Annotated in this window: 10 protein-coding genes; 8 read left to right on the forward strand and 2 right to left on the reverse strand. The window is 54.9% G+C overall.

All coding sequences use genetic code 11. The features are described 5' to 3' along the window. The first annotated feature begins 178 nt into the window (after positions 1-178). The gene (locus SIL79_RS10230; RefSeq protein ID WP_052248069.1) at positions 179-910 is read left to right on the forward strand and encodes a DUF3581 domain-containing protein; all 732 of its coding nucleotides are present in this window, start codon (positions 179-181) and stop codon (positions 908-910) included. 2 nt (positions 911-912) lie between these two features. Here SIL79_RS10230 and SIL79_RS10235 read toward each other — a convergent pair whose 3' ends face one another. Both SIL79_RS10235 and SIL79_RS10240 read right to left on the reverse strand, forming a co-directional pair. After that, positions 913-2,853, reverse strand: a complete 1,941-nt coding sequence (locus SIL79_RS10235; RefSeq protein WP_052248070.1) for a GGDEF domain-containing protein — start codon at positions 2,851-2,853, stop codon at positions 913-915. A gap of 275 nt (positions 2,854-3,128) precedes the next feature. Then, positions 3,129-4,727, reverse strand: a complete 1,599-nt coding sequence (locus SIL79_RS10240) for a TerC family protein (RefSeq protein ID WP_144360928.1) — start codon at positions 4,725-4,727, stop codon at positions 3,129-3,131. Positions 4,728-4,974: 247 nt separating this feature from the next. On the opposite strand from SIL79_RS10240, the gene SIL79_RS10245 reads away from it, so the two are divergent. The 7 genes from SIL79_RS10245 (at position 4,975) to SIL79_RS10275 (ending at position 13,975) form a co-directional block, all read left to right on the forward strand. Next, complete coding sequence (locus SIL79_RS10245) at positions 4,975-7,986, forward strand: ImpA family metalloprotease (RefSeq protein ID WP_162206436.1); 3,012 nt, start codon at positions 4,975-4,977, stop codon at positions 7,984-7,986. Between the two features lie 195 nt (positions 7,987-8,181). Next, positions 8,182-8,796, forward strand: a complete 615-nt coding sequence (locus tag SIL79_RS10250) for a CDP-alcohol phosphatidyltransferase family protein (RefSeq protein ID WP_144360930.1) — start codon at positions 8,182-8,184, stop codon at positions 8,794-8,796. A 25-nt stretch (positions 8,797-8,821) separates the two neighbouring features. Then, entirely contained in the window at positions 8,822-10,591 is a 1,770-nt protein-coding gene (locus SIL79_RS10255; protein WP_162206435.1) for a bifunctional alpha/beta hydrolase/class I SAM-dependent methyltransferase, read from the forward strand. Then, entirely contained in the window at positions 10,591-11,976 is a 1,386-nt protein-coding gene (locus SIL79_RS10260) for a phosphatase PAP2/dual specificity phosphatase family protein (protein ID WP_319619241.1), read from the forward strand. The genes SIL79_RS10255 and SIL79_RS10260 overlap by 1 nt, the downstream gene beginning before the upstream one ends. Beyond that, on the forward strand, positions 11,969-12,397 hold the full coding sequence (locus SIL79_RS10265; protein WP_071238432.1) for a hypothetical protein: 429 nt from the start codon (positions 11,969-11,971) through the stop codon (positions 12,395-12,397). Before SIL79_RS10260 ends, SIL79_RS10265 begins: the two co-directional genes overlap by 8 nt. Positions 12,398-12,416: 19 nt before the next feature. Next, complete coding sequence (locus SIL79_RS10270; protein ID WP_025889733.1) at positions 12,417-13,055, forward strand: lysophospholipid acyltransferase family protein; 639 nt, start codon at positions 12,417-12,419, stop codon at positions 13,053-13,055. Further along, the gene (locus SIL79_RS10275; protein WP_025008904.1) at positions 13,052-13,975 is read left to right on the forward strand and encodes a phosphatidate cytidylyltransferase; all 924 of its coding nucleotides are present in this window, start codon (positions 13,052-13,054) and stop codon (positions 13,973-13,975) included. The genes SIL79_RS10270 and SIL79_RS10275 overlap by 4 nt, the downstream gene beginning before the upstream one ends. Positions 13,976-14,000 lie beyond the last annotated feature (25 nt).

The raw sequence follows: 14,000 nt of genomic DNA on the forward strand, positions 1-14,000 counted from the left end.
GCAGAGCTTGGAACCATTTTCGGATAAAGTCGCTGAAGTGCGATTGCTTGATTTTTAAACATTTAACCTTGGCTGGAAGTCAAGGCCAACAGATCGGGTGAGTTATTTGTCAAAAGGCGGTTAAACTGATAAACCTTTTTATTCCGGTTAGCCTTGGCTTTGTGAGTGTTCGAACAAGATGTTTCTAGTTGATTATTTTAAAAGAGAAAATAACCAAATAACCATAGGCCGCAAGCAGGCCAGTGATTTTGCCAAGGGAGTAGCAGGGGATTTCAATCCTATCCATGATGAGGATGCCAAGCGTTTTTGCGTTCCAGGCGATCTTCTGTTTGCCCTGGTGTTGAACGATTATGGCCTTAGCCGCCGGATGCTGTTCAAGTTTGAAGGCATGGTCGGTGACGGCGTATGTCTGCATTTCCCTGGTGACCAGGGGGCCGAGCTGGCGATAGAAGATGAGCGCGGCAAACGCTACCTGAATGTCCATCGCGATGGTGAAACGCGCCACTGCGAGCGGCAACTGGAGTCATTTGTCCGCAGTTATGTGGCTTTTTCCGGTCTCAACTTTACCCATGTTTTGGTGCCTTTGATGCGCGAGCATCAGGTCACCATTAATCCGGCGCGGCCCTTGGTTATCTATGAAAGCATGGGTTTTGAACTGGACACCCTGGAGTTTGAGCAGGTTAAACTGGAGCTGATTAACAGCAATCTCAAAGTCGATGGCAAACGCGGCGATGTGACGCTGGATTTCGCGCTTATCAGTGATGATAAACAGGTAGGAACCGGACGTAAGACCTTGGTACTCAGTGGCTTACGTCCTTTCGACGAGGCGGCAGTGGAGGCCATGGTCAGTGAGTATCAGGCGCGCCGCGATGGCAGCTGGAATGGCGGCGGCTCGCAGACAAACGCCTGAATTCAAACTGCGTTGGCTTCTGAGTCCTGTGCCAGCTCACTTTCGACTCGATTACGCCCAAGCTGCTTGGCTTGATAAAGAAGTTTATCCGCAGTATCAGTCAGTTGACTGAAGCTTTGGCAGCCGTCGACGTCCAAAGCCACTCCTTGGCTAACGGTGAGTCTCAGTGGCTCGCCATTTTCCAGGGTGAATATGTGCTCGGCCACGCTTTGCCTAAGGGTTTCGGCAACAGACACAGCGTCATTCAAGCCGGTATTGGGCAGCAATAACATAAACTCTTCACCGCCAACCCGAGCCAGCAGATCATCCTTCCGCAGCAAGGCTTTCATCACCTTGGCCAGTTCGATCAGCACTCGGTCGCCGTTATTGTGGCCATGAGTGTCATTAACCTTTTTGAAACTATCTATGTCGAGCGTGATTAACGCCAGCGGGCCATGTCTGCGCTGGACTTTGGCCGGCAACAACAGTGATTTCAGTCGAAAAAGCAGTGTGCGCCACTTAGGTTGCGACTCCTGGCTTTGCTCCTCTGAAGCTTGATGGTACAGCAACCAACCTGCCAGATAACGGCGGTTATAGAGGCCGGTGAGGCTGTCAGTCTTGGCCAGCAGTCCCCACTTCAAGCGTGAGCGATTGAGCCAGAGAATGATGATAGTGGCCAGTAACAGCAGCAACAGGATGATGCTGCTGATGATATTGAGTTGATTCAGGGTCGTGCGGTTGGTTTCCAACTCCAGTTTTTGCAGTACGTTGTTCCAGTTGAGATCCTGGTTTTCAAATTCGAGACGTTCTAAGTTAAACAGTAACTGCTGGCGATCCAGATTACTGACCAACTCCTTGGAGCTGTATACGGCGAAGCGTTGCTGGTACTGATCCAATACCTCGTAAGCGCGCTTGAAATTACCCAATCCGGCAAAGCCTTCGGCGCTGACCTTTAACAATTCTATCTGGGAGCGTAACAAGGCTTTTTCCTTGGCAAAGCTGATAAGCAGAGGGTCGACATAGACGGCCATTTCGGCGTACTTATGCTTGTTGAGTAACTCTTGGGCCTTGAGCAGTTGAAAGCGGCTGGTATAGAGGGTTGAAGTCTCGCGATATTGCAACTTGTCGGCCAGTTGCAGGTGCTTTGCCATGGAAGACTCATCCCCGGAATCCCGGTACTTTAGCGCCAGTTCTACATTGATGCGAAAGCGATACAGGCCGTATCCCAATACTCTGGCCAGTTCCAGCGCCGCTTGATATCTATCTATGGCTATTTCAACCTGTCCCTGCTGCTCGGCCAACTGAGCCAATTCCAATTGCACCAGCATCTGATTGTAGGACATCCTTCTGTCCTTGAAGAATTTGAATGCTTTCTTAAGCAGTTTTTCCGAGCGCTCAAAGCCGTTGAGGCGCACCAGAAGGTGGCCCATGCCAAAGGAGATCCGCTCCAGCAACTCTTTGTTCTGGCTCTGTTCGGCGGCGTCCAATGACAGCATCAGGCTGGCATAGGATGCATCCAGCTTGCCTTGCTGTTCAAGCGCCTTACTTTTTAGTAGCAGGGCTTCAGCCTGAACCACTTTATCGGCCGAATTTTGCTGACTATCTATTATTTTTTGCAGTTCGCTGATGGCCTGCGTGACCTTGCCGGATTGCAACATCACCTGTACCAGTCTCAGTTCCAGCAGGGTATGTTCGCTGGTTCCCGGAACCGCCAGTTTCAGGCCCTCTTTGGCGGCTTGCTCGGCGGCGGGGATCTCATGCAGCAGCAGAGATACTGTCGCCTTGGTCAGATAAAAACGGGTCAGCAGGGGCTTGGGCAGGTCTTTGAGTTGCCCGCTTTCCATCTCGTACAGTTGAGCCTGCGACCGTTGCGGCAGGGAATAGAGCTGGCTTTCGGCCCCTTTAAGCAAGCGGGAGAATTGCTCTGCGTTGGTCGCCGACAGAGCAGGGCTGGCCAGTATCATTATTATTGCTATCCATGGCAGGCAGAAGCGTTTCTTCATACTTTTAGTGCTCTTTGAACCGAAAATGTCTGATAAAAGTGATATTGGGGAGGGATTATCGCGTTGGCGGCTTGGGTTTGTCTAATTATTCGCGGGTGACTACTTAAGTTTGGGAATTGTCCGATGGAGCCGGAGTGCCCGAAGGAGCTAGGTGATCAACAAATGGCGGAAAGGCGGGTTGTCGTAAAAACAGCGCCGATAACCGCAAATTTTGTTTGGCTATCGGCGCTTGTGGATCAGTTTTCTACTAGCGTTTGATAGGGGCCGTCGTTGGCAGGGCTGTTTTCAGTTTGCTGATCCAGACGGCTTATTTTGACTTCGGCTATCTGGTGCTGATTCATCTCAGTGACTTCAAAGCGCCAGGGCTCTATAGTCAGCACACTGCCTGCTTCCGGGATCCGGCCAAAGCGTGCCAGTAACATGCCCGCGAGGGTCACATACTCGTGATTATGGCTTTCGAGTTCATCGTAGCCCAGGAGCTTCCCTAACTGATGCAGGTTAATGCTGCCGCGAGCGCGCCAACCATCGCCATCGATGCGGATCTCTTCGGCCTCATCTTCCTGGGGCAGTTCGCCGACTATGGCTTCGAGAATGTCGTGGCCGGTGACCAGTCCCAATAGGGCACCGAATTCGTCTGTGACCAACGCCATGTCGGCCTTGGCGCGCTTTAGCTCTTCCAACAAACGGAACACGCTGATGCTTTTCGGCACTATCACCGGCTTGTGGCCGGGGCGCAGACTCTGCAGTGGCCGTTGTTGCTCTATGGCGGCCAGCAACTCCTTGGCACTCACCAGTGCCACGACCTTGTCTATATCGCCGTCACACAGGGGATACTGGCTGAATCTGTCGCTAAGCAGTTGTTGTTTTATCTGCTCGGGGCTGTGGCTGAGGTTAACCCAGCTTATTTCGGCTCGCGGCGTCATAATGCTCTTGATGCGGCGCTCCGCCAGAGTCAGCACCTCGCCGACCATGTTGCGCTCGTCTTCAGCAAAGCACTTGCTCAGGGCACGCTCGTCGTTTGGCTGTTCTTCATCTTCGTCAATTTCTTCAAACTGTTTCTTGCCGCCCATCAGCTTGAAAATAGCGTTGGCTGTCCTGTCCCTCAAGGGTTTACGGGCTTCACGTTGTTCGAACCTGCGTTGCCCCAACTGGTTGAAGAACTCGATCATGATGGAGAAACCTATGGCGGCATACAGATAGCCTTTTGGAATATGGAAACCAAAGCCTTCGGCTACCAGGCTGAAACCTATCATCAACAGGAAACTGAGACAGAGCACCACCACGGTTGGGTGGGCATTGACAAAGCGAGTCAGCGGTTTGGAAGCCAGCAACATCACAGTCATGGCTACCACTACGGCTGTCATCATCACCCAGAGTTCATCCACCATGCCGACCGCGGTGATGATGGAGTCGATGGAGAATACCGCATCCAGCACCAGTATCTGGGTCACAACTATGCCAAAGCTGGCATAGGCGACTTTCTGGCCTATTTCCGGCTCTTTGGACTCCAGCCGTTCATGCAGTTCACTGGTGGCCTTGAACAGCAGGAATAGACCACCGGATATCAGGATCAGATCCCGTCCGGAAAAACTGAAATTGGCAAGGCTGAACAAAGGTTGGTTGAGGGTGACCAGCCAGGACACCACGGCCAATAGGCCAAGGCGCATCAATAAGGCCAGCGACAGGCCTATGACCCGGGCTTTGTCTCTTTGATGTTGAGGGAGTTTTTTAACCAGAATGGCAATAAATACCAGGTTGTCTATGCCGAGAACTATCTCGAGGATGATAAGGGTAAAGAGTCCGATCCATATGTGTGGGTCGAGCAAAAGTTCCATAGTGGTGAACCAAGGGCCTCAAAATGGGTTTAACTTGGGCCTATTGCAGCACAACTTGGGCGAAATGCTGAATTAATTTTGGTTAATCCTTTGCCGGTGCTGCAGCGCTTGAATGAGTGTCAAAAAACTGCCTTTGAGTCATAAAATTTACGCATTGATAGTTGCTTAAAAAGTTGATTATAAAGGTTTTATCTTTCCATGGCAGACTTTAGAATTAACCCGGAATAACAAATGGGAAACATCTGTGATGGCAAGAAAAAAACCTCTGTTGCTGCACTCGATATTACTGGGTAGTTTACTGCTTGGCGCTTGCGGCGGTGGTGATGATGAAAGTGGCGCCGGGTCAAGCGGTGATAATCTGCAGCCGCCTGCTGGCGTTAATCAAGCGCCTAAGGGTGACGATATTCAGCTGGCTTATGACAGCTTGCTGCAGAGCATTACGGTCAACTGGCAAGGTTATGTGTCAGATCCCGATGGCGATCCCTTGCAGGCCAGCATTGCCGAGCAGGGCAAGCTGGGGCAGTTCAGTCTCGATGGCGATATGCTGAGCTACAAAGCAGATAAAGATGCCAAGGGCAGCGATCAAGGGCTATTGCAGGTCAGTGATGGCCGTGGTGGCAGCGTCAGCCTCAAGTTGGCAGTTTTTGGCGTGGACGGTCAAAGCCCTCTGGAGCTGGCGCTGGCAAGCGGTGATGCAAGCGGGCTGAACCCGGATACTCTGCTTGAGGCGATTGCCGCGCAGATAACGCAGCTGCGCTCGAATGAGCAAGCCCTGCGGCAAAGGGTATTTGCCGATACGGCGCTGGCCTATGCTCCAGGCAACCGAACTCAATTGTTCAATATCATCGAGCCGGAAATCGCCACACCTCTGCTACGTGCCAACACGGGGCAGGTATTGGCCGTCGCCGGCGAGCAGCATACCGGGCGCTTTGCGGCCTTTGGTACCCATCTGTTTGCCCGTTTCCATGCCGGTGAACTCACCGCCATGGAGCCAGCCAATGATAATCTGCTGGCTTGGTTGCTGAACAGAGCACAAGTGGCAGAATTGCAGCAACCATTGACCGTGTCCTTGAGCTTTCTTGGTGGCCAGGAGAGTGCCAGTCGCAGTTGGCTGCAAGGGCGGTTTCCCAATTGGACCATCAAGAGTTGTAATCAGGTCGCCACTTTGGAAGCCTGTATCGCCGATGCCCAGTTGTTAATCAGTGGCTGGCGCGCGGCCGATACCGATGCCGGGCAGGTAGCCGGCGTCTATTCCCGGGCGCTGGCATCGGGCAAGGCACTCTATTATCAGCACAACTGGTATGAAGCGACCAATGCGGTGGCCGACGCCATTGCCGGAACCATGGGAGTCAGTTTGCCCTATGGCGGTAACTTCTGGGCCAGCGCCGCTGCCGATTGGTCTTCGGCCACGGCCATGGCGGCCGCTTTCCCGCTGCTTGGCAGTGAGCAGCGCCTGACACAACACTTTATTGATGATGACTTCAACTTTGACTGGTCCGGCTGTGAAACCTATGTGGGTAAAGTGAGCTGTGACAAGGTCAACGGCTTTGAGTCTGAGTTTCTTGCAGGTGCCAGAGCGCTTAAAAATTCACTTAATCAACTGGATAGCCGTGGTCAGATGTTGTTCGGCAACGAGGGGCGCAGGCTGCTGAAACTCTTTGTGTTGCTTGGCGATCTTTACCGTGCCGACATAGCTTATCCCATGGATAAGGACACCACGCCGCAAGGGCGTTTTCTGGCGGCCTATCTGGCCGACCACTTGGCGCTGTATTTGAGGGGGAATAATCCAGCGCAGCCGGATTTGGGCAATTTCAGCGATCCTTTGCCGCAAACGCTGACGCTTGAGAACGTCAGCCTGGAAATGGCACTGGGCAAAGAGAGTGGTTATCGCGGCAGCGGTTTTTACTTGTTGCCCGGCCAGAGTGTGCGTCTCGAGCGCAAAGACACACTGCCGCTGACGGTCAAGGCCTTTATCAATACCCAGAGAACCGGCTCAACCCGGGAATTCAATAACCAGGGATACCAGCGCCCCAAATTTTTGCGCTCGGTCGAGCTGACCTTGAAACCCGGGCAACCTCTGACCCTGAGTAGCCCTTATGGCGGGACTTTGATGCTGCAACTGCCGGCCGGTGAGGGCGTGGTGAGTGTTGAAGCGCAAAATGTACTGGCCTATCCCTACCTCAAGGATTTCAACCAAGCGAGTGGTTATTTGACGGCGCTTGAAACCAGCCCGCTGAGCTGGGCCGGGCTGCGCACCGACTTTGTCGAAGTTAACTCCCGCAAACATATGATGAAACAGTTCATCTATGCCGAGCCGTACCGCGGCGATGTGGAGCAGGCCCTGAATGATGTTTGGCGCTATATGATCAAGGGGACCTACGATCTGGCCGGCTTCAGTGGTGAAGGACTGGCGCTGGCACCCAGCGTGGCCGCCCGCTGCGCCCTGCTGGGTTGGGATTGCCAAAATGAACAGATCCATGCCAAACCCAAGGTGCAGCACATCAATGTCGATGAGGCGGCACACTGTGGTGGCGGCTGCTCGGGTAACCCCTATGATCAAGCCTGGGTATTGAGTCCCTTCGGCTGGGGCGAGAGTCACGAGATAGGCCACAATCTGCAGCGGAACCGGCTGAAAATCTATGGTGGCCGCTCCGGTGAAGTCTCCAATAATATTTTCCCGCTGTACAAGGGTTGGCAACGCTTTAAAGATAGTGGTGAGCGGATCGCCAGCTGCGATCGCCAGTCGCCTCAAACCACGTTCGAGTGGCTGAAACAGGCGCAAAACAGCAGCGATCCTGTGACCTCTGTCTACGAAAAGCTCTGGAGTCAGACCGGCACCTATGACAACGCCGGGCCCAGGCTGGATTTCTATCTGCAGCTGGCGGCATTGGCCGAAGAACATGCCGGTTTGGATAACGGCTGGCAGATTTTCACCTTGCTCTATCTGCATGAGCGTCTGTTCAGCCATGCGATTGCCGACGTCGCTCGCTGGGGCGAGATGAGGGATGCACTGGGCATGAGCAGTTATATCTATGCCCCGAACCTGGATGGCAACGACTTTATGCTGCTCAGCCTGTCGAAGTTGCTGCAACTGGATATGCGTCCCTGGTTCGATCTCTGGGGTGTGCGCTATCAGGCCCAGGCCGCCAACCAGGTAGCTGCCTATGGTTACCCGGCCGCCGAAGCCGTGTTTTATCGCCTTTCGAGCCAATGTGCTGAGCTGGCGGTGCCCAAGCTCACTCTGGATGCCAATTGGTAACAGAGAGGAAAGGGCGCTTTAGCGCTCTTTCCCTCTTTTCGGAGGCGTTGCGGTTGGGGCGTGATTCAGCCGCGGCTTTTTCCCCCAAGCACTTTGAAGCATATTAAAAATCAGGCATAGTGCACTTTGGTCATTTGCGCGAGACTCAAGGATGACTGTGAGAACTTTTCTTTCTCGATTAGGATGTTGTAGCCAATGAGTTTGTCTGTTTATCAGTTGAAATCCCGCTTTCAGGGCCTACTGAGGCCACTGGTTACCCGTCTGTATCGGCGCGGCGTCAGCGCCAATCAAGTCACAGTGTTGGCGGCGCTGGGTTCTATATTGCTGGGAACCCTGTTGCTTATCTGGCCTCATCCTTGGCTCTTTGCTCTCATCCCTATTTGGATGCTGAAAAGAATGGCGCTCAATGCCATAGATGGCATGTTGGCCCGTGAGTTTGGGCAGCAATCCCGTCTCGGCGCCTATCTCAATGAGCTCGCCGATATCGTTTCGGATGCGATACTCTATCTGCCTTTCGCCTTGCTCGGTGGTGTGGAACCTGCGCTGGTGATCGCCCTGACCTTACTGGCCGTTGCCAGTGAATACGCCGGGGTGCTCGGCCTGATGGTGGGGGCAGAGCGCCGCTATGATGGCCCCATGGGCAAGAGCGATCGCGCGTTTGTCTTCGGTATTCTGGGGCTGGCTGTCGCCTTGGGTTGGTTGACGCCATTCTGGCTCAATTTGATCCTGTCATTGGTGCTCCTGTTACTCTGTCTGACCATATTCAACCGGGTAAAATCCGGTTTGAAGCAGGCCGAGAGCGCAAGTTAAGTTGGTTATCAAAGGAATGAATTATATGGATAATGCCGCAAGGGTACCCGAGGAACACTTTTTTACTACCCATGATGGATTCCAGCTGTTTTATCGTTTCTGGCCGGCGCTGGAAACCAATGAACAAGAGGAATCCGGGGCCGTGTTGCTGTTCCACCGTGGCCATGAACACGGTGGCAGAATGGCGCACCTGGTGGATGAATTGGCGCTGCCTGAGCAGGCTTTTTTCGCCTGGGATGCCCGTGGTCATGGGCAATCACCGGGCGCCAGAGGCGACAGCCCCTCCTTTGGTACCAGTGTTCGCGACATTCAGACCTTTGTGGAACACATAGAGCGCAAACATGGTTTCAGCCAAGAGCAGCTGTGTGTGGTGGCCCAAAGTGTCGGCGCCGTGCTGGCCAGCACCTGGGTGCATGACTATGCGCCTGCTATTCGCGCGCTGGTGCTGGCGTCGCCGGCCTTCAGCGTCAAGCTCTATGTGCCTTTTGCTATCCCTGGGCTCAAGCTGCTGAGGAGCCTCAAGGGCAACTTTTTCGTCAACAGCTATGTTAAGGCCAAGCTGTTGACCCATGACCCCGCCAGACAATACAGCTTTGAGACAGACCCACTGATCGCCAGACCGATCTCGGTCAATGTGTTGTTGGGACTCTATGATGCCGCCGAAAGGGTGGTGGCCAATGCCCAGGCGATTACTGTACCGACTCAGGTACTGATCTCGGGCGCCGACTATGTGGTTCGGCGCAAGCCGCAGCAGCAGTTTTTTGAGCGTTTGGGTTCCCAGCGTAAAGAATTGCACCTGCTGCCCGGGTTTTATCATGACACCCTGGGAGAGCTGGACCGGGCCGACCCGATAGCCAGGATTAGACGCTTCCTGCGGGCCAATATCGCCTCGCCGCAGGCGGCAGTGAATTTGTTGCAGCAAGATAAATTCGGCCCGAGCTGCGCCGAGAGTGAATCGCTCGCCGCCCCTTTGCCCGAGGCTTCCTGGCAGGCCAAATACTGGCAAGCCACCCGCGCGGTGATGAAGCTGGGGGAGAAATACTCAGAGGGCATCGCTCTGGGTTTCGAGCGCGGCTTCGACTCGGGCAGTACCCTGGACTATGTCTATCGCAACACCCCCGCCGGCAAGGGGGAGTTTGGCCGTTTTGTCGACAAACAATATCTCAATGCCATTGGCTGGCGCGGCATACGCCAGCGTAAACGCCATATCGAAGAGCTGCTGGCGCAGGCGCTGTCGACGCTGAGAAAGGAAGAAAAGCCGCTGCATTTGATGGATGTGGCCGCCGGACATGGCCGCTATCTGCTGGAGAGCCTGGCGAACAGCGATATTAAGCCTGATTCTGTGCTGCTGCGTGATTACAGTGATATCAATATCCGCGACGGCCGCGCCCTCATCGATGAGCTTGGCCTCAGTGACATAGTGCGCTTTGAAAAGGGCGATGCCTTCGACTTTGATTCGCTGGCGGCGGTCGAGCCCAAGCCAACCCTGGCGGTAGTCTCCGGCCTTTACGAGCTGTTTGGTGACAATGAGATGGTGTCTCGCTCCCTGGCGGGTATTGCCGCGGCGCTGGCGCCAGGAGGTCTGCTTATCTACACGGGCCAGCCTTGGCATCCGCAGCTGGAATTCATCGGCCGGGCCCTGACCAGCCACAGAGACGGTCAGCCTTGGGTGATGCGTCGCCGCAGTCAGCAGGAGATGGATCAACTGACCAAAGCCAACGGTTTTCACAAGTTGACTCAAAGAGTGGATGAGTGGGGCATATTTACCGTGTCTATGGCGCGTAAGGCCGACTGATGCCTGAGCTGCCCGCCCGTCGACGCGAGGTCGGCACCATTCGCCGGGGCCTGCTTTGGCTGGCCTTGTTGGCGCCGTTTTTCTTTGCCAGCTATGGTTTTGCCAATTGGTATGCCTCGCAGCAAAGTGAGGTTCCCAGTCTGGTGTTTTCCTGGGAACATGCCATTCCGCTCTGGCCCTGGACCATAGTGCCTTACTGGTCGATAGATCTTCTCTACGGCCTGGCGTTTCTGCTCCCCTTCAGCCGTAAGGGGATAGACAGACTGGGGCTCAGGCTGCTGAGCGTACAGCTTCTGTGCATCGGCTGTTTTCTCATCTGGCCCCTTAAATTCAGTTTTGAGCGCCCGCCGCTCGACGGCGTTTTTGGTGGTTTGTTCGATCTCCTGATGGGGTTTGATAAGCCTTTCAATCAGGCGCCCTCTTTGCACATCGCGCTCTTGGTGGTGCTCTGGAGTGAATACAGTCAGCGGGCCAGTGGCCCCTGGCGTTATCTGCTCCACGGCTGGTTTGCCTTGATTGGCCTGTCTGTGCTGACGACTTGGCAACATCATTTTATCGACCTGCCCACAGGGCTGGCGGCCGGTCTGTTCTGCCTCTGGCTGTGGCCACGAAATTCGTTCAGCCGCTTGAGTTTGGCGAGGGAACCTTGCAGGCTCAAGCTGGCAGCGGCTTATGGCGTGGGCGTCGTCTTGCTGCTGCTCGCGGCCTTGCTCTGGCCCATGAGTCTCTTTGGCATGCTGCTGTTTTGGCTGGCCTTGGCGCTGGCCATGGTGGCGCTCAATTATCTCCTGTTTGCCGCCGCGGGTTTTCAAAAGAGTGAGTTGGGCCATCCCAGCTTCGCCAGTCGCTGGCTGTTATTACCTTACCGGTTGTTTGCCTGGCTCAATATCCGTTTCTGGACCGCTGGCAAGGTAGCGGCGCAAGAGGTGCTGCCCGGGGTTTGGCTTGGGCGCATGCCCACCATGAGTGAAGCGCAGCAATATGATGCCATATTGGATCTCTGCGCCGAGTTGCCTTTCCCCTATTCGGGTAAGGCTTTGCTTACACCCGCCCGGGGGATGACCGAAGGCAGGCTCAAATGGTATCAGCCCATGCCCATGCTGGATTTATGCTTGCCGGATGAACAGGACTGCCTGGAAGCGGTCAGGCGGCTCGAGTGTTTGCGCACCTCAGGTACTCTACTTGTATGTTGCGCCTTGGGTTATGGCCGTAGCGCCCTGGTATTGGCGGCCTGGTTGCTGCTGAGCGGTCGGGCCGGCAGTGCCCTGGATGCCGCAAAGATGATTGCCGCCGTTAGGCCCAAGGTGGTTTTCAAGCCAGAGACTCTGGCTTATCTGGAGCGGCTCAAGTCCGGTTTTTGCCCGCCAGAGGTGCAACATGCCTGAGTCGCAGCAGCGGGATCTGGCTAAATTGGTGGCCACTTTATTGGGCAATGCCGCGCCGCTGCGCTGGTTCAGTGCGGTTTTGATGTTGGCACCTTTGCTGCTTCTCTGGGGCGGCAAGCTTCAGGGATGGCCGGAACTGCTCAGCGCCCTGTTGATGGTGCTTTTCGGGCTGGGCGGACAGTATTTCGGCCTCAGAGTGGCGCTGGATGCCAAGCTGTTTGCCGCCCTGGCAAGGGAGCATACCTGCGAACGTCTGGATCACAGCATGCAGCAGCTCGGATGGCTTAAAGAAGAGCAGGCCGGTCGCAGTATGCTGCAGCGCGCCCAAGGGGCGCAGGCGCTGCTAAAGCGTCTGTTCCTCTGCTTTGCCGGGCAGGCCGCCGCATTGGTGTTGTTACTCGTCTGGCGCTTTTTCCTGTAAGAGGAGTTTACCCTTATCTATGGATACCCTAATCGGCTGGCTCGCGGGATTGACTGCCTTTGGGATCACCTCGGCGGCCAGGTTGGTCACCGGTGCCCGCGCCCTGTGGCTTGGCTGCCGCGCCAATCACAATCAGCGGCTCTACTTTGCCAATCACAGCAGTCACGGTGACTTTGTGTTGCTGTGGGCATCACTGCCTGCCTTGCTGAGACGCAAGACACGTCCGGTTGCCGGCGCCGAGTATTGGCAAAAGACGGCGCTGAGGCGCTTTATTATTCAGCGGGTATTCAATGCCGTGCTTATTCCAAGAGAGAGCCATGGTGAGGGCAATCCCTTGGCGCCGGTGGAAAAGGCGCTGGCAGAGGGTGACTCGCTGATCTTCTTCCCGGAAGGTACCCGTAATCTGAGCGAGGCGCCATTGTTGCCGTTCAAGAGTGGAATCTATCATCTGGCGCACTCGCGCCCGGATCTGGAACTGATCCCCGTGTGGATTGCCAACCTCAATCGCGCCATGCCCAAGGGGCGTTATCTGCCGTTGCCGCTGCTCTGCACTTTGAGTTTCGGCACGCCTATCAAGCTGCAGCCGCAGGAAACCAAGGTGGCCTTTCTCGAGCGTTTGCGTTTGGCACTATTGGCGATGTCACGGGAGGAAGTATGAACCAGACACTGTGGTTGTTTGCCGGTATAGGCCTGTTGCTGGTGGTAGCGACCCTGATAGGTCGTTTGCTGGCCTGGCGTAAGGGCAACAACGCCGTTATTGCCAATCTCAATGCCAGAATCGATGCCTGGTGGATGATGGTGCTGGCCATAGGTATCGCTTTCCTGTTCGGGCTCTATGGGGTGATATTGCTGTTTGCCCTGGTATCTTTCTATGCGCTGAGGGAGTTTTTAACCCTGACACCGACCCGGGCCAGCGATTATCCTGCCCTGGTCGCCGCCTTCTATTTTGCCTTGCCGGTGCAGTATCTGCTGATCGCCATCCATTGGTACGGCATGTTCAGTATCTTTATTCCCGTGTATCTGTTCCTGCTGATGCCGATTCTGGCAGCACTTGGCGGCGATACTACACGTTACCTTGAGCGTACCGCCAAAGTGCAGTGGGGGCTGATGATAGCCGTCTATTGTGTCTCGTCAGTGCCGGCGCTGATGACCTTGAAGATAGAGGGCTATGAAGGGCGTAACTTGCTGCTGATCGCCTGGCTTATTTTGGTGGTGCAACTCTCCGATGTGCTGCAGTATTGCTGTGGCAAGCTGTTTGGCAAACGCAAGGTGGCACCCAAGCTGTCGCCCTCCAAGACCCTCGAAGGCTTGGTCGGTGGGGTGTTGCTGGCGACGCTGGTGGGTACTTCGCTGTTTTGGATCACCCCATTCACCCCCTGGCAGGCGGCAATCATAGCTTTACTGGTGAACCTGCTCGGCTTTGCCGGGGGACTGGTGATGTCGGCCATCAAGCGTGACCGCGGCGTCAAGGATTGGGGCCATATGATAGAGGGCCACGGCGGCATGCTGGATCGCATGGATTCTGTCTGTTTTGCTGCGCCGGTTTTCTTCCATGTGGTGCGCTATTGGTGGGTGTGACCTTTCTATAAAGTCGAAGACTCAT

The sequence above is a fragment of the Shewanella indica genome (assembly GCF_033842865.1).
Taxonomy (GTDB): Bacteria; Pseudomonadota; Gammaproteobacteria; order Enterobacterales; family Shewanellaceae; genus Shewanella; species Shewanella indica.